The 20,342-nt window shown below is 66.1% G+C and carries 18 protein-coding genes and 3 pseudogenes; 7 read left to right on the forward strand and 14 right to left on the reverse strand.

Annotation, left to right across the window (positions count from 1 at the left end):
- Positions 1–45: 45 nt before the first annotated feature.
- The 6 genes and pseudogenes from W823_RS59525 to W823_RS37995 form a co-directional block, all read right to left on the reverse strand.
- Entirely contained in the window at positions 46–411 is a 366-nt protein-coding gene (locus W823_RS59525) for a hypothetical protein (RefSeq protein ID WP_369792589.1), read from the reverse strand.
- A 20-nt stretch (positions 412–431) separates the two neighbouring features.
- Positions 432–1,289: an ABC transporter substrate-binding protein gene (locus W823_RS37975; protein WP_369792590.1), complete on the reverse strand. Its 858-nt coding sequence runs from the start codon at positions 1,287–1,289 to the stop codon at positions 432–434.
- A 318-nt stretch (positions 1,290–1,607) separates the two neighbouring features.
- A complete protein-coding gene (locus W823_RS37980; protein ID WP_038252633.1) occupies positions 1,608–2,180 on the reverse strand; it encodes a TetR/AcrR family transcriptional regulator in 573 nt (190 codons plus the stop codon).
- Positions 2,181–2,269: 89 nt separating this feature from the next.
- Positions 2,270–3,430, reverse strand: coding sequence for an alpha/beta hydrolase (locus tag W823_RS37985; protein WP_023956207.1), 1,161 nt, complete (start codon positions 3,428–3,430; stop codon positions 2,270–2,272).
- Positions 3,427–4,809, reverse strand: a complete 1,383-nt coding sequence (locus tag W823_RS37990; protein WP_023956209.1) for a wax ester/triacylglycerol synthase domain-containing protein — start codon at positions 4,807–4,809, stop codon at positions 3,427–3,429. The genes W823_RS37985 and W823_RS37990 overlap by 4 nt, the downstream gene beginning before the upstream one ends.
- A 13-nt stretch (positions 4,810–4,822) precedes the next feature.
- Positions 4,823–5,961, reverse strand: a pseudogene (locus W823_RS37995) (NAD-dependent epimerase/dehydratase family protein).
- A 135-nt stretch (positions 5,962–6,096) separates the two neighbouring features.
- On the opposite strand from W823_RS37995, the gene W823_RS38000 reads away from it, so the two are divergent.
- Positions 6,097–6,996, forward strand: a complete 900-nt coding sequence (locus tag W823_RS38000; RefSeq protein WP_235189453.1) for an amidohydrolase family protein — start codon at positions 6,097–6,099, stop codon at positions 6,994–6,996.
- Here the strand turns inward: W823_RS38000 and W823_RS57150 are convergent.
- Together W823_RS57150 and W823_RS38005 are read right to left on the reverse strand one after the other, a co-directional pair.
- Positions 6,993–7,275: pseudogene (locus W823_RS57150) on the reverse strand (DUF2277 domain-containing protein). The gene W823_RS38000 and the pseudogene W823_RS57150 sit on opposite strands and share 4 nt — an antisense overlap.
- A gap of 15 nt (positions 7,276–7,290) precedes the next feature.
- A complete protein-coding gene (locus tag W823_RS38005; protein WP_023956213.1) occupies positions 7,291–8,259 on the reverse strand; it encodes an NADPH:quinone oxidoreductase family protein in 969 nt (322 codons plus the stop codon).
- A 41-nt stretch (positions 8,260–8,300) separates the two neighbouring features.
- On the opposite strand from W823_RS38005, the gene W823_RS38010 reads away from it, so the two are divergent.
- Positions 8,301–8,993 (forward strand): class I SAM-dependent methyltransferase, encoded by a 693-nt coding sequence (locus W823_RS38010; RefSeq protein ID WP_023956215.1) that lies wholly within the window; start codon positions 8,301–8,303, stop codon positions 8,991–8,993.
- A gap of 43 nt (positions 8,994–9,036) precedes the next feature.
- Here W823_RS38010 and W823_RS38015 read toward each other — a convergent pair whose 3' ends face one another.
- The 3 genes from W823_RS38015 to W823_RS38025 are packed head-to-tail and all read right to left on the reverse strand — an operon-like array spanning position 9,037 to position 11,858.
- Positions 9,037–9,534: a metallophosphoesterase gene (locus tag W823_RS38015; protein WP_031331747.1), complete on the reverse strand. Its 498-nt coding sequence runs from the start codon at positions 9,532–9,534 to the stop codon at positions 9,037–9,039.
- A gap of 10 nt (positions 9,535–9,544) precedes the next feature.
- On the reverse strand, positions 9,545–10,912 hold the full coding sequence (locus W823_RS38020) for an alpha/beta hydrolase domain-containing protein (RefSeq protein WP_023956219.1): 1,368 nt from the start codon (positions 10,910–10,912) through the stop codon (positions 9,545–9,547).
- A gap of 46 nt (positions 10,913–10,958) precedes the next feature.
- Positions 10,959–11,858, reverse strand: coding sequence for an alpha/beta fold hydrolase (locus W823_RS38025; RefSeq protein WP_023956221.1), 900 nt, complete (start codon positions 11,856–11,858; stop codon positions 10,959–10,961).
- A gap of 145 nt (positions 11,859–12,003) precedes the next feature.
- Between W823_RS38025 and W823_RS38030 the strand changes: the two genes are divergently transcribed.
- The 5 genes and pseudogenes from W823_RS38030 to W823_RS38040 all read left to right on the forward strand — a co-directional run bounded on the left by W823_RS38030 (position 12,004) and on the right by W823_RS38040 (position 16,219).
- Entirely contained in the window at positions 12,004–13,056 is a 1,053-nt protein-coding gene (locus W823_RS38030; protein ID WP_023956223.1) for an alcohol dehydrogenase catalytic domain-containing protein, read from the forward strand.
- 29 nt (positions 13,057–13,085) lie between these two features.
- Entirely contained in the window at positions 13,086–13,862 is a 777-nt protein-coding gene (locus W823_RS0128460) for an SDR family NAD(P)-dependent oxidoreductase (RefSeq protein WP_031331752.1), read from the forward strand.
- The gene (locus W823_RS38035; protein ID WP_023956226.1) at positions 13,862–14,755 is read left to right on the forward strand and encodes an IclR family transcriptional regulator; all 894 of its coding nucleotides are present in this window, start codon (positions 13,862–13,864) and stop codon (positions 14,753–14,755) included. The genes W823_RS0128460 and W823_RS38035 overlap by 1 nt, the downstream gene beginning before the upstream one ends.
- Positions 14,752–14,883, forward strand: a pseudogene (locus W823_RS59530) (hypothetical protein); the annotation flags it as partial. The gene W823_RS38035 and the pseudogene W823_RS59530, both read left to right, overlap by 4 nt.
- A complete protein-coding gene (locus W823_RS38040) occupies positions 14,855–16,219 on the forward strand; it encodes an NAD(P)/FAD-dependent oxidoreductase (protein WP_023956228.1) in 1,365 nt (454 codons plus the stop codon). The pseudogene W823_RS59530 and the gene W823_RS38040, both read left to right, overlap by 29 nt.
- Before the next feature lie 61 nt (positions 16,220–16,280).
- On the opposite strand, the gene fadD1 is transcribed toward W823_RS38040, so the two are convergent.
- Genes fadD1 through W823_RS38055 form a run of 3 tightly spaced genes read right to left on the reverse strand, consistent with a single transcriptional unit; the run spans position 16,281 to position 20,251 of the window.
- Entirely contained in the window at positions 16,281–17,870 is a 1,590-nt protein-coding gene (gene fadD1, locus W823_RS38045) for a fatty-acid--CoA ligase FadD1 (RefSeq protein WP_023956230.1), read from the reverse strand.
- 51 nt (positions 17,871–17,921) lie between these two features.
- On the reverse strand, positions 17,922–18,902 hold the full coding sequence (locus W823_RS38050; RefSeq protein ID WP_031331753.1) for an alpha/beta hydrolase: 981 nt from the start codon (positions 18,900–18,902) through the stop codon (positions 17,922–17,924).
- Positions 18,899–20,251, reverse strand: coding sequence for an NAD(P)/FAD-dependent oxidoreductase (locus W823_RS38055; protein WP_023956234.1), 1,353 nt, complete (start codon positions 20,249–20,251; stop codon positions 18,899–18,901). The genes W823_RS38050 and W823_RS38055 overlap by 4 nt, the downstream gene beginning before the upstream one ends.
- Positions 20,252–20,342 lie beyond the last annotated feature (91 nt).

Below are 20,342 nucleotides of genomic sequence, written 5' to 3' on the forward strand. Positions count from 1 at the left end.
TTCCAACTTCTTTCGATTATTCAGGTGGGTCTTCTCGCGCTGGATCTAGCCGACGCTCGTCAGGTTCGAGGGCTTGCCCTCGCTGTCGACCGGACCGACGAGCAACGTCTTGCTGCAGATCGACGGCAGCTGCGGGATCGCGGTGCCGTTGCAGGTGAACTTCAGTCCGGCCCCGATCGGGAGCGGGATGTCCTTGGCTGCCTTGAGCGCTCCGGTCACCGTTGCGGGCGAGATGTCGCCGGTCAGGTTCTCGATCACCCGGTACAGGCCGAGAACGCCCTGGTATCCGGTGTAGCCGTAGCCGCCGATGTCGGTCTCCGGCGCGTACTGCGCCATCACGGAGCGGTAGAGGACCGAGTCGGGATCGTCTGAGTAGATGTCGACGGTGGTGAAGTCCTTGATGCCTTCCATGACCGATCCGCCAACGGCTTTCACCACGTCAGGGGCGACGCACGTGGCACGACCAGTCGGTCTTTGCCCGGAGCGACGGTCTGCATGGTCTTCAGCACCGAGATGCACATGTTGGCGTCGCCGACGATGGCGACGGCATCGGGGTTGTCGGACAGCCCTGCGGTGAGCTGCGGCGTGGGGTCGGGCACGGCGGTCGGAATGGGTACGACCTTGAGTTCGATACCTGCCGCCTGGAAGATCGGGTTGCCGATCGCGGAGATCGCCGCGGGGGTGCCTCCGCCGTCACCCGACATGAGGGCCAGCTTCTTGATGCCGTTCTGCGCCGAGTACTGAGCCATACCGGCGAGCACGCCTGGCAGTCCGGCGGTGAACATGAAGGAGTCCGGCGAGGTCAGCTCGACGGGGGTGACGCCGACCGGGCCGACGTACGGGATACCTGCGCCGGAGAGGATCGGCAACATCGCCGGCCCTTGGGCTCCACCGGGAACCACCACTGCGACAACACCTTGCTCGACCATCTGGTTGGCACAGTTCGTCGCCGAAGCCGGTTCTTCCTGCTGCTTGCAGATGACGAGTTCGATGGGCCGTCCGTCCACCCCACCCGCGTTGGCGTTGATGTATTCGGCTGCGGCCTGAGCGGTTTCCCGGTTGGCCGGGAAAGAGGCGAACGAGCCGCCTTCGCTGTTGATGAAGCCCACCTTGATCGGGGCGCCGGTGGCCGCGTCCGCCGGCAGGGATGTTGTGGGCAGCGACGAATCCTGAGAGTCACTGTCGGAACCGTCGCTGCACGCGCTGACGCCGAGAACTGTCAACAACACCGAGGCACCGACGCCGAAGATGACTTGACCGCGGCTGCGACTTGTCCTGCGTGACTTCATATTTCATACCCTTCACGAGCCATGGATGGGGCGATCGAGCGCCAGACGCCATCGCCCGGCCATCCACGACGGAGGACTGGTTTCTCAGTGGGCTCGCGAGGAGCGGGAGATGGGGCGGCTGGTGATGCAGATCACTTTGTTCGAAGCCAGTCAGACATTACGCACAGACATACGTATCGTCAACCGTATAGACGGGTGTCCAGTTGTGTGATTGAGTGAAGTTCTCGACAGCGGTCACAGGCACCGGACCCAGCGCGCATTCAGCGCCGGGAACTGGCGAAAGCTATTAGACGACTTGACTATTGAAGGCGCGAGCGTTCAGGCCAGAATTTGGCGCGCGGCAGCCTCGAGCTGGTCCGCGACCTCACCGTAGGACAGGTGACCCATCCCCGCGCGAACCATGGCACCGGTGTAGACCAATTCCAGCAGTCCCACATCTCTGGAGCTTCCCTCCGACCCGACGGCTGCCACCAAGAGCCGATGGATCTCGCGGCTGATCTGGAAGCGGAGCTGTTCGACGTCGGAGTCATTGCTGAGCAATGCCTGCGTCACCGCCGCGGCGAACTCGGGCTCGTCGGCAACGTTGAGGGCCAGGTACCGCAGCACACTCACGACGCGCTCGATCATCTCCGGAGAGTCGTTGGCCGGAGGTGTGGCCGTGGTCAGCCGACGCCAGTACACCTCAGCGACGAGGTGTTCCTTCGAGGAGAAATAGATGTACGCGGTCGCGCGGGCCAGGCCCGCCTTGGCCGCGACCAGAGGCACCGTCAGCTCCGAGTAGCCCACTTCGCCGAGTACCTCGACGGTGGCCGCACCCAGTTTCAACACCGTGTCGGCACGTTTGCCCGTCAGTCGTCGACGAGTGGCTTCAACCGGGGACTGATCAGGCACAGCTGGCAACGGTACCCCGACCGCCACGTGGGCCACCAACCTGCTCCGGCCGACCACCTCGGCACAGGGCGCCTCAGGCGCGGGCCGTTCTAGGTCTGCGCCGATGCGAAGTCGGTGATCGCCGCACGTACGGCTGACGACATCACCCCGCCGATGTGTCCACCCGGGTACCAGTGCACCGGCCCCGACCAATGGGCGTGCAGACGTTCCGCGGCGGCAACCGAGGTCACCCTGTCGTTCAGGGCGGCCACCACCAGACGGCGGTCCGCCTGCGCATGAGGTACCACCCTCAGGGGGTCCACCACGCTCGTCACGTCCTGGACCGGATCCGACCGCAACAGGTCTGCGATCGCACGACCCCGGTCACCGCCGCGGAGCAGATGATGGGCCATGGTTGCGTGCAGGTCCAGCATCGGAACCACTGCGATCACCGATTGCACCTGCGGTTCGAGGCCGGCCACGATTGCGGCGACCGGACCACCCAGCGAGATGCCACCGACGGTGATGGGGGTCGGATCCTGCGCATGCATCCACCGGACCAGGGCACGGACCTCCGCGATCCCACGAGCGGTGAGCGCGACGTTGGCCATCGGATCGAAGCCGGGGAAGGTCACGCCTTTGCTGCGTCGCATCCCATGCCCCGGCAGGACCGGGAACACGACGTTGTAGCCGAGTTCCTCATGCAGGAACGCCGCGCGCAACGACAACAGGTCGTCGATCCGACCCTGCCCGGCGCCATGGATCCAGAGCAGCCACGGGTGCCCCCGCTCGCGGTGTTCGAGAACACGCACGGTTGCCGCCGTCTTGGTCTTGTCGCCCGTGAGCAACAAAGGGTGGGGGTCCGGACTCGCGTAGTCCAGCCGCTCGTACGCCACCGGCCCCAGTTTCCGGCGGATCGACCGCTGGATTCGGAGCTCGGGAGGATCCGGGTTCGCCTCGGTCATCGGCAGCGCCCTGAGCCTGCTGCCCACCAACGCACACCTGTCCACGTTCGCTCTGATGTCGTCTTCATCGGGCACGGCGCGCAGCAGGGAAAAGCCGGCGATGAAGAACTCGTCGAGCGCTGTTTCACCCACCTGGCGGACGCCGAAGGCCGACGACGGGATGCCCGTGGCCGCGGCGCGATGGCTGGCGCTGCGCGAGCTCAGCACCGCCCGGGGCAGGACTTCGGCCAGCAGCGACATCCGTGTGAGCGACGAGTCGAATCTGTTCTGCCAGCGGCCACGATCCGGCCCGGGTGTGGCCGTCATCGATCCAGCATCTCAGCCGTGCGCAGTGCCGAGGTCAATTCGTCCAGAGACGACTGGACCCGGCCAAGGAATGCCGCCGGGTCAGCCATGGACTCTGGTGTGGTGATCAGGCCCATCGACAGTTGCCCTGCGTAGCTGTACGCGGTCAGGTTGACATCTGCCGGGGCTATCGCCAGTGCAAAAGACGTCCATTGCTCCACTTTCACGTCGCCGATCCATCGATGTTCTTTCGGTCCTGGCATGTTCGCCGTGGTGATGTGGTTCATCACCAGAGGCGCGATGGGCGCTGCGATCGGACGCGCCCAGGGTCCCAGGCGACCGGTGTAGGTCGCGAGATGCTCGGTGAGGTCGAAACCCAGCTGCCGGCGAAGGGACACGGCCGCAGCGCAACTCGATGCGGTGGCGCGCACCCGCTCGACAGGGTCGACGATCTCGGTGTGGAGGTAGACCGTCGCCGTCGCCAGCTCGTTGCCCTGGCGGCGGGGCGAAGAGAGGTCGCGGCACACCCCGAACATGCCGACGGCGGGGCGATCGGTCCGCTCTCGGCGGGCCAGACGCTCCGCGCGGATCGCGCCTGCCACGATCCCGTGAAACGCGCCGTTGACGGTTGTTCCCGTGGCATCCGCCACCCGCCGCACGTCAGCGAGCGGAATCGACGCACTGGCACAGCGCCGCCGATGTGAACTCGGGGTGTTGAAGCTCGTGCGGTCGGCGCCCATGAAGTGGGGTACGGCTCGGCGCTGTTCGAAACGACGGGCCGCCACCCCGGTCCGATACACATCTGCCACCACATGCGGTAGGTCGCGCATCAGGCGAACCGATTCTCGCCGGGCCATCGCACGCATCTCGGCGCGTTCAGGAGGTGTGGCGTCTTCGAAGGACCAGGGATTCGGTTCAGCCGCAGTCGCTCCCGGGCTGTCGCTGGTCACCGTGCGGAAACAGTTCAGCGCGGCCAGACCGTCCACCACTGCGTGATGCACCCGGATGACCACCGCCTGACGGCCGCCGCTGAGCCCGTGCACCAGCGTCATGGCCCAGAGGGGCCGGTCGCGCGAGAGCTGTTTCGTGGCCAGGGCGGCCAACAATTCATCAAGCTGCGATTGATCGCCAGGAGCCGGAAGGGTGTGCTCATCGATGTGGTGGGCGATCCGAAAGCTCATGTCGGACACCCAGAAAGGACGCCCGCGATGGCCACGCAGCGCTTCGATCCGCTGGGTCGCCCGGGGGAAGTGGCCGAGATAGCGGGGTACCAACGCGCGCAGTTCGGCGAGGGTCACCGGTGTGCCACGGTTCGACGAGTCCAGAATCGCGACCTTCAGGGTGTGCATCGGAGTCGTCGAGGTCTCCATGTTGAGCATCAACGCGTCCGGTCCGGTCATGCGCTCCATCGGACTACGTCACCCCGCTGTTCCGTGCTTGCCGGCCATCGAGGCCGTCGGGCGAAGGATCGCCCCACCTGGAGGCGATCGCTCCCCACGGATCGGCGAACCGACCCGGCGTGTGGCGATACGGCGACTGAGCGCGCAGGTATCTGCGCATCGCCGGGGCGATCACCCGCAGCGGGTAACGCCTGACACCCACCCGATCGCGGGTCTCGGCGATGAGGTCTGCAAGCGTGTGCCGCTGGAAACCCAGGGCCGCCTGCGCGGAGCTGGTGTCCATCCAATCCGTGGCGAACCAGTCGCGGTCGCTGTCCGGATTTCCCGGCCTGCCGATGGGGAGTCCACCGGTGAGACCCATCGCCTCCGAGACGGCCGGAGCGAGGAAACCCTGTGTGATGCGGTGCGACTCGTCACCGCCGATCAGGTAGATCTCGTTGCACATCTGGCCGGTGGCGGCTGCGGCGAACGCATGGGCGACATCGCGCACGTCCACGGTCTGGATGCGGCCGTCCGTGGGCAGCAACCCTTCGAAGTACACCAGATCCTTGTCGATGTCCCAGCGCGGTTCAGCTGTCATACCCCGCCCAACCGTAGGATCACCCAATCGAGATGCGAAGCGGTGACGATCTTTTCGGCTTCGGCCTTGTGTGCGCCGTACAGGTCCGACGGTGCCGGCGCCATGTCCGGGGTGAGGACATCGTCCACGCGGTGTGGGTTCCGCGGCCCGTACACGGCCACGCTGGATGCCTGGATGAATCGCGGCGGCGAGGGTTGGGCAACAGCGGCATCGACCAGGGACTGCGTGGCCGTCACGTTGACCTTGCGGGCGAGGTCAGGGCGCGCGTAGCAAGCGGGCGGGATGACTGCGGCCAAGTGCACGATGACCGTCGGACGAACCGCGGACACAAGCGCATTCAGCGCAGCGGGATTGGTTAGGTCGGCCCATCTGACGTCGAGCCCGTTCCTGCCGGCGAGCCCTTTGCTGCCGCTGAGCCCGTTCTTGCCGCTGAGCCGAGCGGCCTTCTTGAGATTGGGCTCGATGTCGAGGTCGGTGGCCACCACATCGTGGCCACCGGACAGCAGGGTGCGGACCAATTCGGCCCCCACCAGGCCGAACGCTCCTGTCACGAGTATGCGATCAGTTGTCATCGGCACGCCTTCGGTTCCGGACTTGCGGAGCAGCTCCCCGCCGGACTTCGACCATTAAAACATACACATGTCTGGACAGCCGTCCAGACGCACGCTTTGCCAAAGGGTGAGCAAGCAGTCGGTAGCGTGGGCGAGGTGTCCGAGCCTTCCCCCTCGTCCCCGGCCGAGGTGCACGCCGTTCGCAGGATCTGGAGCGACCTGGACCTCCCCGGAATGATCGACGTCCACACCCATTTCATGCCGAAGTCGGTGATGGACAAGGTCTGGGCCTATTTCGACGCCGCCGGCCCGCTCGTCGGAAGGCAGTGGCCGATCACCTACCGCACCGACGAACAACAGCGAGTACAGACACTGCGCGATTTCGGGGTCACGACGTTCACGTCGATGATCTACCCGCACAAACCCGACATGGCCGCCTGGCTCAACAGCTGGGCCGCAGAGTTCGCGTCACACACCCCCGACTGTCTGCGAACTGCCACCTTTTACCCGGAGCCCTCTGCACCGGCATACGTCGCCTCAGCGATTGAATCGGGCACATCGGTGTTCAAAGCGCATATTCAGGTCGGCGACTACAGTCCGCTCGACCCACTGCTCGATCCGGTGTGGGGTGCCATCGCCGATGCGGGGACACCGGTTGTCATCCATTGCGGATCGGGCCCGGCGCCGGGGACCTTCACCGGTCCGGTGCCCATCGCCGAACTGTTGCAGCGGTTTCCGACGCTGACGTTGATCATCGCGCACATGGGCATGCCGGAATACGCGGACTTCCTCGATATCGCGAGCCGCCACGAACGGATTCATCTCGACACGACGATGGCATTCACCGACTTCGCCGAAGAGATGGCACCGTTTCCCGACGATCGCAGGGCACAGCTGGCCGATCTGGGCCACCGCGTCCTGTGGGGCAGCGACTTCCCCAACATCCCCTACGGCTACGCAACGGCACTTCGTGCGGTCACCCGACTCGACATGGGCGACGAGTGGTTACGCCGGGTGCTGCACCACAACGCGTCGGAGTTGTTCGGACTCGGTTAGGCTCCTCGCGCCGCTCGCGCCGCGATCCGCGCCTGCACCTCTGGACGACGCAGGGGCGGAACGGTTTTGGGGGGGCTGTCGCCGGGGCGGCAATGACTGGAGCAACTCCTGCGTCGCAGCGGTCACCCGCAGGACCGCCAGTTCGAAGGCCTGCTGGTTCGCCTCCGACGGCTTCTGCACGCCGCTGACCTTACGGACGTACTGGCGGGCCGCGGCCTCGATCTCAACGTCGGTGGCCGGGGGTTCGAGTCCACGAAGCTCAGTTATGTTGCGACACATTGTTTTCCACTCCCACTATTCCGATATCTTGACTACCGCCTTGCCGAGGACCTTGCCTGCCGCCAGGTCGTCGAGAGCCTGGGGCAGATCGGCCAGTTCGTAGGTCACGTTCACCGGTGGCCGCATGCCGTCGGCGATCATGGTGGTCAGCTCCTGGTGGATCTGCGCCGGGAGTCCGGGGTGGGTGCGGACGTACTCGCCCCAGGCAGCGCCGACCACCGAGATGTTCCGGAACAGCACGCGGTTCAACTTGACCGTGGGGATACCGCCTGCCGCGAACCCGATGACCACGAACCGGCCGTCAGGGGCCACCTGACGCAGCGCCTCGTCGAATACCTCGCCCCCCACCGGGTCGATCAGGACGTCGACACCGTTGCCGGTGAGTTCCTTGATCCGCGAGCCCCAGCCCTCCTCGAGTTGGACCACCTCGTCGGCGCCCATCTCCCGCAGCATCTCTTCGGCACCGGTGCGATGCACGATGGCGATCACCCTGGCGCCCATCGCCTTTGCGACGCGAATGGTTGCCACGCCCACACCCCCGGCGCTACCGAGCACGCCGACGGTCTCACCCGGTTCGAGATGGGCACGTGTCTTCAGCGCGAACAGCGCGGTCTGGAAGTTGATGCCCATGGCGGCACCCTCGTCGAATGTGAGGCCGTCCGGGATGGGCAGCAATTGCTCGGGCGCCGCAGCCACCTTCTCGGCAAAACCGCCCACCACCGACATGACAAGAACCCGGTCGCCCACCGACAGGTCGGATCCCTCGGGCACCCACGACACGACACCCGCCACCTCGGTGCCCGGCGTGAACGGAGTCGGCACCTTGAGCTGGTACTTGCCCTGGCTCATCAGGAGGTCGGGGAAGCAGACGCCACAGGACTTGATGTCGACCAGCACCTGGGTGTCGGCGGGCTCCGGGTCCGGGACCTCGTTCAGGGACAATCCGCTCGGGCCGGATTCTTCGGTGAGTATCTGCGCCTTCATAACGCACAACCCTACGCGGCGGCGCCGATAGGATCACCGGTATGACATCTGTATCCGAAACCCGAAACGACCAGCCGAGCGAACGGCACCTGCACGCCGCGGCCGAGGCTCCCGGCTTCATGCCGATCGACGAGGCCGTCGCGCTGTATCGGGTTGCGCAGCAATACCTGTCGGCTCCCGACGCGGTGGGCATCGGGGTGGAGATCGGAACCTACTGCGGCAAGTCGACCGTTTTCCTCGGGGCCGCCGCAGAACCGACCGGCGCCACCATCGTCACCATCGACCACCATCGCGGCTCCGAAGAGCATCAGCCCGGCTGGGAGTACCACGACACCTCGCTGGTGGACCCGCACACGGGAACACTGGACACCTCGGCCCGGTTCCGGCGCACCATGTGGGACGCCGGTCTCGAAGCGACGGTGATCGGACTGCTTGCCACCTCGACGGCGGCGGCAAAGGTGTGGGGCCGGGCCGCGGACTTCGTGTTCATCGACGGTGGCCACAGCAGCGAAGCAGCCCAGAACGATCTTGCGGGGTGGGCACCGTGGGTGCGGGTGGGCGGCGCCCTGCTCATCCACGACGTCTTCCCGAACCCCGAGGACGGTGGCCGGCCACCGTTCGAGATCTACGAGAAGGCCCTGCAGACAGGGCAGTTCACGGAGGTCGGCGCGCAGGGGTCGCTCCGGGTGCTGCGTCGCGACAGCGGAACACCGGGTCAGCCGCTACCGGCCTGACCCTAGATCGCTGACGTCTGGCCACGGGCCGGGCGTCAGCGGTTCACCTCTCGATCCGATGCAGAACGACATCGCCGAGGTCGCCATCGACCACGCGAGCAGTCATGTACGTGCAATACGGCTGCCTGCGCCGGTCGGTGGGCGAACCGGGATTGAGTAGACGCAGACCCGTGCCCGTGGTGGTGTCCCACGGGATGTGGCTGTGACCGAACACCAGGACATCGGTGTCGGGGTACGCGACCGACATCCGTTTTTCCCGACCCCCTGACGCGCCGGTCTCATGAGTGACGGTGAAACGCAGCCCGCTGAGGGTCACATCGGCCCGCTCGGGCATGCGCGACCGCAGATCAGGGCCGTCGTTGTTCCCCCAGCACGCGATCAGTCGTTTCGCCCGGCGCTCGAGTGCTTCGAAGCTTGCCAGGTCGACCCAGTCACCGGCGTGGATCACCACATCGGCCCGGTCGACCTCGTCCCACACCAGCGCCGGAAGGTCTTTCGCGCGTTTGGGGATGTGGGTGTCGGCCAGCAGCAACAGTTTCACGACCACAGTTCTACCGGTCGAGGCGCCAGGCCGCAGCCGCCTCATTCGCGTCGCGCAGGATCTCCGCGCGATCCTCCTCGAGGACAAAACCGCGCGCGATCGCCTCGTCGGCGGCAGCCGTGTACTGCTCGAGATAGGCCTCGGGTGAGCCGTACATCGTGGTGAGTTCAGACGGGGACAACGGGACGGTGGACCCGAACAGCTGGCAGATCCGAGATGCCGTGGCCGTGCTGAATCCGCTGAGGACCGACGTCGGGACCTCCACGCTCGGAGTGCGCACTCCCCCGACGACGTTGCCCACCGCATCGGTGACGAACCGCGGAGTGGGTCCGGTGTCGTCCACCGCCATCTGCTCGGCGGCAGGCGGCTCGCGCCCGTCGCTCACCCAGGCGTCGAGATGACTCAGGGCGGCCCGCACGACAAAACGTTGCTGGCCGTCGTTGACCGCGGTGGGACATCCGAGGAACGACTCGAAATCGCCGATCTGGAATCGGTCGGCGTGCGCACTGCCTGCGACTTCCCACAGTCGCAGTCGGGCCGAATCAGCTTGTCGGGCAGGGTGGTACCAGAGATGCCCCAAGATGTCGGTCTCGGTTTGCACGAGGATCACCGGGACGTCGAGATCGTCGCGGATTCGCACGGCTGGTGCCCCCAGAGCGGCGACGAGATCGATGGCCCGGCCAGGTTCCCCGAGCGGCATGGGGGCACCTGCCCGGCTGTGGATGACAAACCCGTCGACGAGACGGTCGTGCGGCTGGACGCCGTTCGCATACGTGGTCATGGCGAGCGCGGACTGGGACTCACCGACCGCCAGCACCCGCTGGATGTCGAGGTGGGCCAGCGGGGTCGCAGAGCCGTTTCGCAAGGTGTCGATGATCCTGGAGAAGATCGAATAGCTGTACCCGTCGCCGGGGTGATGCAGGCCGCCGTACCGCTCCGGGTCGGCACCGACCAGGCCCTTCGGCGCGCCATCGCCGACGGCCACCGTCGCCGAACCACCCTGAACGCCGGAGAATTGCGCCGACACCCCCACCCAGGCGTATCCGCCCCGGACGATCTCCTCGCTCAGGTAGGTGTAGTCGGGGGCCGCGTCCTGTCCGCTGCTGACGTTCAGCCACTCCACCACCAGCGTGCCGTTGAAGCGCTCGGCGTCGGCGGGCGCTCGCGTGACCACGCGGGTGATGAACTCGGCGTCGTCGACCGGCTCGATGTCGAAACGGCCATCGGCCGGGAGGTCGGCGGCGGAGTACCTCGTCGCCACCCCCGACACCGCGTATTCACCCTCGTCATACCCGGCGCCGGCCAGGTCGGGACCGGGCACCGCCGACATCAGCGACAGGCCGGCACCTCCGCTGAGCACCGCGAACTCGGCGCCCATCAGGCGACCTTCCTGTAGCGACCGGGAGTCATCCTCATTGCTGGTGTCATGTCTCCCCATCCCCTCGTGCCGTGGTGGCCGGCGACCGGCCGATGCGCGAGAGTATCGCGTCGGCGATGGCCTCCGGATGCTCGTCGGGCAGCCAGTGCGAGGCATCTGGGATCTCGATGAACTGATAGTCGCCGCGCACGAACTCGCCGCAACGCTCGGCTCCGGCCCTCGCGATCGCGATGTCGCCCGAACTCCACACGAACGTGGTCGGTACGTCGACGACGGGAACGTCATCGCTCGCCGGGGTCTGAGCGCGGTACCAGTTCAGAGCGGCGGTCATCGCCCCCGGCGCGCTGAGGACCCGCACATGTTGGTCGGCCACATCACTGGGAACCGCATCCCCGAAACCCATCCGCAGCGCAGCGGCATCGTCGGCCAGCAGATTGAACTCGGGCTCGTCCGGTATCTGGAAGTACTCCATGTATCCCGAACGCTCTCGCTGCTCGGGGTCTTCGCTCTTGGCCCACGCGAAAGCTGCGGGGTGCGGCACGGATACAGCGGTCAGCGACGAGATCCGTTCGGGATGCCGCGCGGCCACGGTCCATGCGACGGCAGCTCCCCAGTCGTGTCCCACGAGATGCACGGTGTCCAGCCCGAGTGCGTCACAGATCGCGATGACGTCCGCGACGAGTTCGTCGAGCTGGTAAGCGTCGACCCCCACAGGGCGGGCGCCGGCCGAGTAGCCGCGCTGATCAGGTGCGATTGCCGCGTAACCGGCGTCCCGCAGCAGGTCGGCAACAGCGCTCCAGGATGCTCGCGATTCAGGGAACCCGTGCAGCATCAGCACAGTCCCGGCCGGCGGTGACTCCGGCCGCGACACCGAGATGTCGAACGTCAGATCACCGACGGTCACCTGCTCCGGCGTGGTCCCGACTCCGTCTGCCCCATTGGTCACCTGCGGCAGTCTACTGAGCACGCTCCGTCCCACCAATGATTTGCACAGTGCAAACACTCTGCGAAAGCGGTTGCGCCACTTGATACTCAGACGCGGGATTCTCGTTGACAGTGCCGCGCTGCTGTGAACTAATGACGGAACAAATGTGACGTGGGTCGCATCGATGGACGGTGCGTGCACCGGCCGTGATCGGGGAGCGAACATGCGGGCAGCTGTGGTCGACACCGGAACGTTCTCGGTGTGCGAGGTCGACGATCCCACGCCCGGCCCCGACGATCTGATCCTCGCGGTGAGCGCGTGTGGCATCTGTGGATCAGACATCAAGACCGCCCCCTTTCTGCCCGCCGGCACGATCATGGGACACGAGTTCGCCGGCACCGTTGTCGCTGCCGGGCGCGATGTCGCCGCTGGGTGGCAAATCGGCACACCGGCGACCGCGATGCCCGTGAGCGGTTGCGGCACATGCCTTTCCTGCGTGTGCGGGGACGTGGCCCGATGCACGCGGGTCGAGGCGTTCGGCCTGGGTGGACGTGCCGGCGGATTCGCGGAGTACATCCGGGTCAGCGCCCGCGAGACGGTTCGATTCGACGGCGCACCCACCGCGGTCGGAGCGGTCACCGAGCCTCTTGCCGTGGGGTTGCACGCCGTTGCCCGCGGGGCCATCAAGCCCGGCCATCGTGTGCTGATCGTCGGCGCGGGGCCGGTCGGTGTCGCCATTCTGCTCTGGGCGGTCCGTCAAGGCGTCGACGAGATCGTGGTGTCCGATCCGGTCGCCTCCCGGCGTACCTCAGCGCTTGTCTATGGCGCGTCCTCTGTTGTTGATCCCACCGCTGATCACCCAGGTGAGGGGTTCGACGTCGTCTTCGAATGTGTGGGGTCGCGCGGGATGATCGCCGCCTGCCTCGAATCCGTCGCACCCCGCGGCCGGATCGTGGTGGCCGGAGTGTGCCTCGAAGAGGACGGCTTCATGCCCGTCGCCGGCGTGGTGAAGGACATCGACATGAGCTTCGTCTCGTACTACACCAGGCAGGAGTTCACACTCGCCGCAAAACTGTTGCAGCAAAGCAGGATCGACGTCTCCGACTTCATCACCGGGCGCGGCGGGCTCGACGACCTCGGACGGCTGATCGCCGAACTGGGGTCGCCGTCGAATCAGCAGAAAGTACTCATCGAACCGCAGCAGGTGCTGGTCGGCTGACCGGCACCAGCGAGAACACAGGAGCCATCATCAGCACCCACAGCAAGGTCTCGCTTGTCATCGGCGGCGCCTCCGGAATCGGACTCGCGACCTCTCGACTGCTGGCCGAAGGCGGCGACACCGTTGTCCTGGCCGACGTCAACGCCGAGCAGGCCGCACAGCGGGCAACCGAGATCGGCCAATCGGTCACGTCCAAGCGGCTCGACGTGACGGACGAGGAATCCGTCGACCGCGCCTTCACCGAGATCGTGGCCGAACACGGGCAGCTCCACAGCGTCGTCAACTGCGCCGGACTCACGATCCCCGGCGCCATAACCGACCTGGCCCTGGCCGATTGGCAGACCACTATCGATGTCTGCCTCACCGGGGCGTTCCTGGTGACCAAACACTCGGCCAGACACCTCGCGGACGGTGGGAGCCTGATCACCATCGCATCGCTGAACGGCCGGCAGCCGGGAACCGGCATGGCAGCGTACTGCGCCGCGAAAGCCGGCGTGCTGATGCTGACCGAGGTCGCGGCCCTCGAGCTGGGCGAGCGAAAGATCCGGGTCAACGCGATCTCTCCCGGCCTGGTCGACACCCCACTCGTCGCGGGCCTGGCCCTGGTTCCTGGTCTCACCGAGGACTACATCGAGAACACACCCCTCGGCCGCAGTGGACAACCAGAGGAAGTGGCGGAGATGGTTGCATTCCTGGCCTCAGACCGTGCGTCGTGGGTGAGCGGAGCCGCCTTCGACCTCAACGGCGGCGCGCACACCCGCAGGTATCCCGACATCCTCAAACACGTGGCAGCAATGGGTGTTTGATGGTCAGGCGTTCACCCCAGACCGAGCGATTGGTGGAGATCGTCGAGTACCTGGCCGACCGCCCCACTGACGGGCGCAGCCTGGCCGACATCTCGCGAACCCTGGGGGCCGACAAGGCGACACTGTTCCCGATGCTGACCGAGCTGACGCGGGTGGGCTGGGTGGTCAAGCACCCGACCAAGAAGACCTACCGGCTCGGACCCCGGCTCGCACCCGTGGGTGACTCGGCGCGGATCGCCGTCAACGCGATTGCGCCGGCCCGTAAACCCATGTCGCTGTTGGCCATCGAGTCGGGCAATGTGTGCTGCCTGATCGTGCCGTCTGGTGGCGACCTCGTGGTCGCCGAGGTCGCTCATCCCGAACCGGACGACCGCCCGCTCCTCGGTGTGCGAGCCGGCGACAAGATCACCCATCGGCCGCCGCTGGGTTCGGTCTTGGTGGCGTGGGCCGACGACTTCGCCATCACCGCGTGGTTGGACCGCAATCCCGTTGTCGCCGAGGACTCTAGCCGGTATCGGGCGGTGCTCGACCTCATCCGCAACCGGCGTTTCGCGGTGGAGCAGTATCCGCCCGAGCCCGCAGCTTTCCGAGACATGGCGGTGTCGGCGACCTCCATCGCCTACGGGTCCGGGCGCGCGTCCCGGTTCACCCGCGGCCAGGAGGAACGACTCAACGTCGAGATGCTCGTCGGTGAGATCGACGACGCCCAGCTCTACCGACCGCTCTCGGTCAATTCGCCTGTCTTCGACCGCGAGGGAACGGTCGTCGGGTCGCTGTGCCTGCTCGACGTGCCGGAGGCGATCACCGGTGGCGAACTCCGCGACATCGGACATCGGCTCCGGGACACCGCAGACGACATCACCGCCGAGCTGGGCGGAGTGGTACCGGGGTGAGCACTGCTCGCGATCCGCAGGCGCATACAACGGTCGGGACTGCCGTCATCGGAGCCGGATTCTCCGGCATTGCAGTGGCTCTGAAGCTGCAGGCCGCCGGTGAGGGCGATTTCGTGGTCTACGACAAGGCCGACGCCGTCGGGGGTACGATGGCAGGCCAACACGTACCCGGGTGCCGCCTGCGACGCACCTTCCCATGTCTACAGCTTTTCCTTTGCCCAGCAGGTCGACTGGTCCCGGCGCTTCGCGCCCGGTCCGGAGATTCGCGATTATCTACAGCGCTGCGTCGACGAGGCCGGGATCACCGAACGGTTCCGTCTGGGCGTGGGCGTCACGTCGGCAACGTGGCGCGACAATCGGTGGGAACTCGAGCTGACCGACGGTTCCCGGGTGGACGCGCAGGTTGTGGTCTGTGCGACGGGCCAACTCGACATCCCGGCCGTTCCAGACATCGACGGCCTGGAGACGTTCTCCGGACCGGCCTTTCACACTGCGCGATGGCGGCACGATGTCGATCTCACCGGCAAGCGGGTCGCCGTCATCGGCACCGGCGCCAGCGCCGTCCAGGTGATCCCGGCCATCGCAGAGGAGGTCGGACACCTCACCGTCTTCCAGCGCTCCGCGCCGTTCGTGTTCCCCAAACCGGACGGTTCGTACGGTCCCGGCATCAGCGCGGTGTACCGGCGCTATCCGCTGCTCAGGAGCGCCGCCCGACAACTGATGTGGCTCTACCTCGAGTTCTTCGGAATGTTGTTCTGGCGCTGGCCCCGAATGCTCACCTCTCTGGCACTGATCCACCGGATCATGTTGCGGCACACAGTGCGTGATCCGGACTTGCGTACAGCGCTCACTCCGGACCACCGGATCGGATGCAAACGAATCCTGATCGCGGACGGTTACCACGAGAGCCTGCAGCGTCCGAATGTCACCGTGTCCACCGACAGGATCGTCGGTGTCCGGCCCGGTCGGGTCGAGACCGATGCCGGACCATGTCCGATCGACGTTCTGGTCTTCGCCACGGGCTTTGCCACGTCCGGTTTTGCCGGCGGCGTGACGATCATCGGGCGTGACGGATTGGCGCTGCACGACAAGTGGGCCGGCGCCCCCGAGGCCTACCTGGGACTGTCGGTGCCCGACTTTCCCAACCTGTTCTTCATGTACGGTCCCAACACCAATCTCGGCTCGGGGTCGGTGATCTACCTGATGGAGGCCCAAGCCGACCACGTCGTCGCTGCGGTCAAGCGTCTGCGGCGCGGCGCCGTCCGCGTCCTCGAAGTGCGCCGAAAAGTGTTCGCCGACTTCATGACCGCGGTGCGCACGAGGCAACCGGGCACGGTGTGGGCGTCGGGATGCGACAGCTGGTACAAGCAAGCGGACGGGCTCGACACCCACAACTGGCCCTGGTCCATGTCGCGATACCGGCGGATGACCCGCAGGGTGGGCCCGGACGTGTACGGGGTCTGACTTTCTGGGCCAGACTGTCCTGGGCCCTACTGTTCTTGGGCCCGCCGATCCCTTCTGCCCTCTAGTGCACCGCCGTGCTGGCGATGTCGTAGGAGGTGCCGCGCGCCTCCCGGATCCACAGTTCGCCGGTGCCCGGGGTCGGCCCCTCGGCCACCAGTGCACGCTTGAGCACCTTGTTCGTCGCGGTGGACGGCAGATCGTCTGCCACGCGCACGTAACGAGGCCACGCTTTGGGCGACAGGTCGGGCTGGGCCGCCAAGAACTCCTCGAACCGCTCCGGGGTGAGCGTGGCGTCGTCCTGCAACACGATGGCGGCCATCACCTGGTCGCCGACCGCGACGTCGGGAACCGCGTACACGGCAACCCGATTGAGTTCTGGGAGCCGCAGTAAGATCCGCTCGATCGGTGCGGCAGCCATGTTCTCTCCGTCGACGCGCATCCAGTCAGCGGTGCGGCCGGCGAGGTAAATCCACCCATCGGCATCGCGGTAGGCCAGATCTCCGGACCAGAACATTCCGTGACGCATCCGGTCCTCCGTGGCGCCGGGGTCGTTGTAGTAGCCCGAGAAGAACCCTGCCCCTTCGAGGTTGACCAGTTCACCGACCGCCTCATCGGCATTGGCCAGCGCACCCGATTCGTCGAACTGCGCCACGGCACATTCTTCGATGGTGGTGGAGTTGTAGATCGCGACCCCCGGAAAGCCCTTGCCGATCGACCCCAGGGGGGTGCCCTCTTCGCGGGTGATGATGACAGCACTCTCGGTGGAGCCGAAACCGTCCCAGACGGTGCAGCCGAAACGCCGGCCGAACTCGATGATGTCGCGGTCGGTCGCCTCGTTGCCAAAGGCCACCCGGAGTTGATTGTCTGCATCGTCAGGCCGCTCTTCGGTGGCCAGCACGTACGCCAATGGCTTGCCGACGTAGTTCATGTACGTTGCGCCGTACCGCCGGATGTCGTCGACGAACCGCGACGCCGAGAACGTGGCCGGAGCCATGGCGGCCCCGGCGTTGACGGCCACACTCCAGCCGGCGAGCACAGCATTGGAATGGAACAGCGGCATAGAGAGGTAACACGTGTCGGCCGGACCCAGTTCGTACTTCTCCGTGAGCATCTGACCGGCGAACAGCACCATCATGTGAGCCACTTGAACCGCTTTGGGATCACCGCTGGTTCCCGAGGTGAAGATCATCATGAAGGTGTCGGTGACCTGCGCCTCGTGGTGCGGGACAAGAGGTCCCGCGTCACGCTTGAGCTGGGTCCACTCCGCCGCGTCCGTGGTGAACACCCGCACGCCCGGCAGTGACAGACCGTCCAGGAGTGGCAGGTGTTCGGCGTCGGTGATCAGGATCTGGCAGTCCGCACGCACGATGTCGGCAACCAGTCCCGGACCCCGCCGGGTGTTGTTGATACCGCACAGGACGTAGCCGCCCAGACCTGCAGCCGCCATGGCGCTGAGCATGTCCGGGGTGTTGGCCAGCAGCACACCCACGTGCAGGGGGCGCTCCTTGTCGGCGACGCCGATCAGCGCCGATGCCTGCGCTTCGGCGTCGGCGATGTGTTCGCTCCAGGTCCACGTCTGGTCGCCGTACTTCACCGCAACATTCGTGTCGTCAGCGCGTTGGCGGAGAAGTTGCTGAATCGTGTCGGCCATCGTTACCTCGATCTGTTCGGAACTGGTCGTTTGTCGGACTCGGCTGCGGCGTCAGCCGGCGGCCACGGGTTCGGCGGCAACGGAGGACTTTTGCCGGGGTTCGTCGTTCGCCGGTGTCGCAAGGTGTCGGCGGAGAAACGAGATCTGATGGGCCACGGCCGATTCGAAGCAGTCCTGACCGGGCCACACACCGAAGTGGTCGCACGGATAGTGGCGCACCTCGGCTCGCGCCGTGAACGCCGCCTTGCCCGCGGCGTGCGGCGGTGCACTGCGGTCGAAGTCCGCCACCTGCACAAGCACCGGGCACCGCACATCCTTGGCGGACTTGTCGGCCCGGAGGCGACCCAGCTCGAGCCCGATGCTCGCGTCGATCTCGTTGCGCCAGGTGGGCCCCGCGATGGTCATGTAGTCCGCGTAAGAACCGTCCAGTGTCAGAGCTGCGACCTCGCCCGGGCTGCCCACGATCGGCATCATGACCCCGGCGCCGCCTCGCAGACCTGACATGCGACTGCGCACGCCTGCCGCAGTGGATTTCGCGATGGCCGACACGGGATGGTGTGCGAAGGCGAGCCGGCCGGCGGCAGCGCCGTTCACCAGCGGCGTGAGCGAGACGACCGCACAAACGTCGTCGCGGCCCGCGGCCGCGGTCAACACGTGCCCCCCGGACAGCGAGACCCCCCACAGCACAATCCGGTTCGGATCCACACCGGGGAGGGCGGCCGCGGTTGTCATCGCGGCGCGGTAATCGTCGATCTGGCCGCTGATCGACACCGTCTGCCGCGGTGAGCCGTCGGAGTCGCCGAACCCGCGGTAGTCGAACGCCAAGACGTCCATGCCTGCCGCGGCGATCTTCTCGGCGAATGGCGCCAGCCCGGAATCCTTCGTGCCGCCCAGACCGTGCGCCATCACCACCACCGGCCGGCCGGCCGGACCATCGAGCGCGTCAGCGGTCGCGGTGAAGTGCCACGCAGCGCAACGGGTTCCGCCCGACTCGAAGCTGACGTCGGTGAAGGTGTTCTCAGCTGAGCTCATCTGGAGGCCACCCCCGCCCATGCCGGCGCACCCAATTCTCGGGCGCGGCGCAACCCCGTCGGCAATTCCTTCACCCTCATGTCGTGCTCGTAGATGAAGAAATCGACCTGCTGCGTGTGCCGCGGACGATCGAGCATGTGGCCGGTGTACTTCTGCTGGTCGCTGATGATGACCTCTTCCATTTCGGCCACCGGCGGCAGCCGGTAGCGACCGGCCGCGTACGCCGCGACGAGGCGGGACTGGCACTCGACAAACGGGAACAACGTGGGTGTCGACTGGGCGAATCCGACAAACGCCAGATCATCGATGCCGGGCTTGAACATTCGCTTGTACAGCGGGATGTGGTTGTCGGGAGCACTCACGAAGTCCTCGTCGAAGAACGGGAAGGTGATGTTGTACCCCGTGGCGTAGACGATGATGTCGAAGTCGGACTGTGTGTTGTCGTCGAAATGCACTGTGGCCCCGTCGAGGCGACTGACGTTGGGCTTGGGGATGACATCGCCCGACCCGAGCCGCAGCGGCAGTTCCACCGACTGCGTCGGATGCGCCTCGAAGAACTTGTGATTGGGAGTGGGCAGCCCGAAGTTCTCCGGTCGCCCCGCACTGAGCGGCTGGCCGAGCTGCACCAGCTTTCGCTGCCATGACAGCGGGATGTGGGGACTGGTTTTGAAGTACTTGTCCGCAGGTCGGCCCGCGATGTACTTGGGAACGATCCAGGCACCGGACCGGGTGGAGAGTGTCACATGGTTGCTCAATGCCTTCGACGACAGTTCCACCGCGATGTCGGCCGCGCTGTTGCCGATACCCACCACCAGGATCCGTTTGCCAGTGAACGAGAGCGGGGTCTGCGGATCGACGTAGTGGTGGGCGTGGATCGACTCACCGGTGAACTCGCCGGGGAAATCCGCCATGCGCGGGTCCCAGTGGTGCCCATTGGCAACCACCAGGAAGTCGAACAGCCGCGTCTGCCCGTCCTGCGTCTGCAGTTCCCAGCCCCCGGAGTCCAGACGCCGGGCATGCTTGACGCCGTTCTCGAACTCGATGTTGTCCTTGAGGTCGAACGCCTCGGCATAGTTCTCGAGATACGACTTGATCTGCGTGTGGTGCGGAAAGTCCGGGTAGTGCTCCGGCATCGGGAAGTCACGGAAAGACAGCCGGTGTTTCGAAGTGTCGATGTGCAGCGAGCGGTAAGCGCTACTGTGCCCGTTGGGGTTTCCGAACGCCCAGTTGCCACCGATCCGGTCGGACATTTCGAAGCACGTGTACGGCACGCCGTAGTCGGCCAGCATCTTGCCGGCGGTCAGACCGCTGATTCCGGCGCCGATGATGGCGGTGGTGGGTCCTGGCATAGCGGCTCCTAGCGAGCGAAGTAGACAGAAACTAGAACCTGTTCACACGGAGAGTACACAGAATCGAGAATCTGTCTACGCGTTTTGGTAC

It is taken from the genome of Williamsia sp. D3 (assembly GCF_000506245.1).
GTDB classification, from domain to species: Bacteria; Actinomycetota; Actinomycetes; order Mycobacteriales; family Mycobacteriaceae; genus Williamsia; species Williamsia muralis.

What these genes read in the sequence shown, in the direction of transcription:
- W823_RS38005 (WP_023956213.1), bottom strand. Translation starts at nt 8,259, where the DNA reads ATGAAGGCGCAGATACTCACCGAAGAATCCGGCCCGAGCGGATTGTCC.
- fadD1 (WP_023956230.1), bottom strand. Translation starts at nt 17,870, where the DNA reads ATGGCCGACACGATTCAGCAACTTCTCCGCCAACGCGCTGACGACACG.
- W823_RS38055 (WP_023956234.1), bottom strand. Translation starts at nt 20,251, where the DNA reads ATGCCAGGACCCACCACCGCCATCATCGGCGCCGGAATCAGCGGTCTG.
- W823_RS37985 (WP_023956207.1), bottom strand. Translation starts at nt 3,430, where the DNA reads ATGACGGCCACACCCGGGCCGGATCGTGGCCGCTGGCAGAACAGATTC.
- W823_RS38010 (WP_023956215.1), top strand. Translation starts at nt 8,301, where the DNA reads ATGACATCTGTATCCGAAACCCGAAACGACCAGCCGAGCGAACGGCAC.
- W823_RS37990 (WP_023956209.1), bottom strand. Translation starts at nt 4,809, where the DNA reads ATGACCGGACCGGACGCGTTGATGCTCAACATGGAGACCTCGACGACT.
- W823_RS38020 (WP_023956219.1), bottom strand. Translation starts at nt 10,912, where the DNA reads ATGGGCGCCGAGTTCGCGGTGCTCAGCGGAGGTGCCGGCCTGTCGCTG.
- W823_RS38035 (WP_023956226.1), top strand. Translation starts at nt 13,862, where the DNA reads ATGGTCAGGCGTTCACCCCAGACCGAGCGATTGGTGGAGATCGTCGAG.
- W823_RS37975 (WP_369792590.1), bottom strand. Translation starts at nt 1,289, where the DNA reads ATGAAGTCACGCAGGACAAGTCGCAGCCGCGGTCAAGTCATCTTCGGC.
- W823_RS38050 (WP_031331753.1), bottom strand. Translation starts at nt 18,902, where the DNA reads ATGAGCTCAGCTGAGAACACCTTCACCGACGTCAGCTTCGAGTCGGGC.
- W823_RS59525 (WP_369792589.1), bottom strand. Translation starts at nt 411, where the DNA reads ATGGAAGGCATCAAGGACTTCACCACCGTCGACATCTACTCAGACGAT.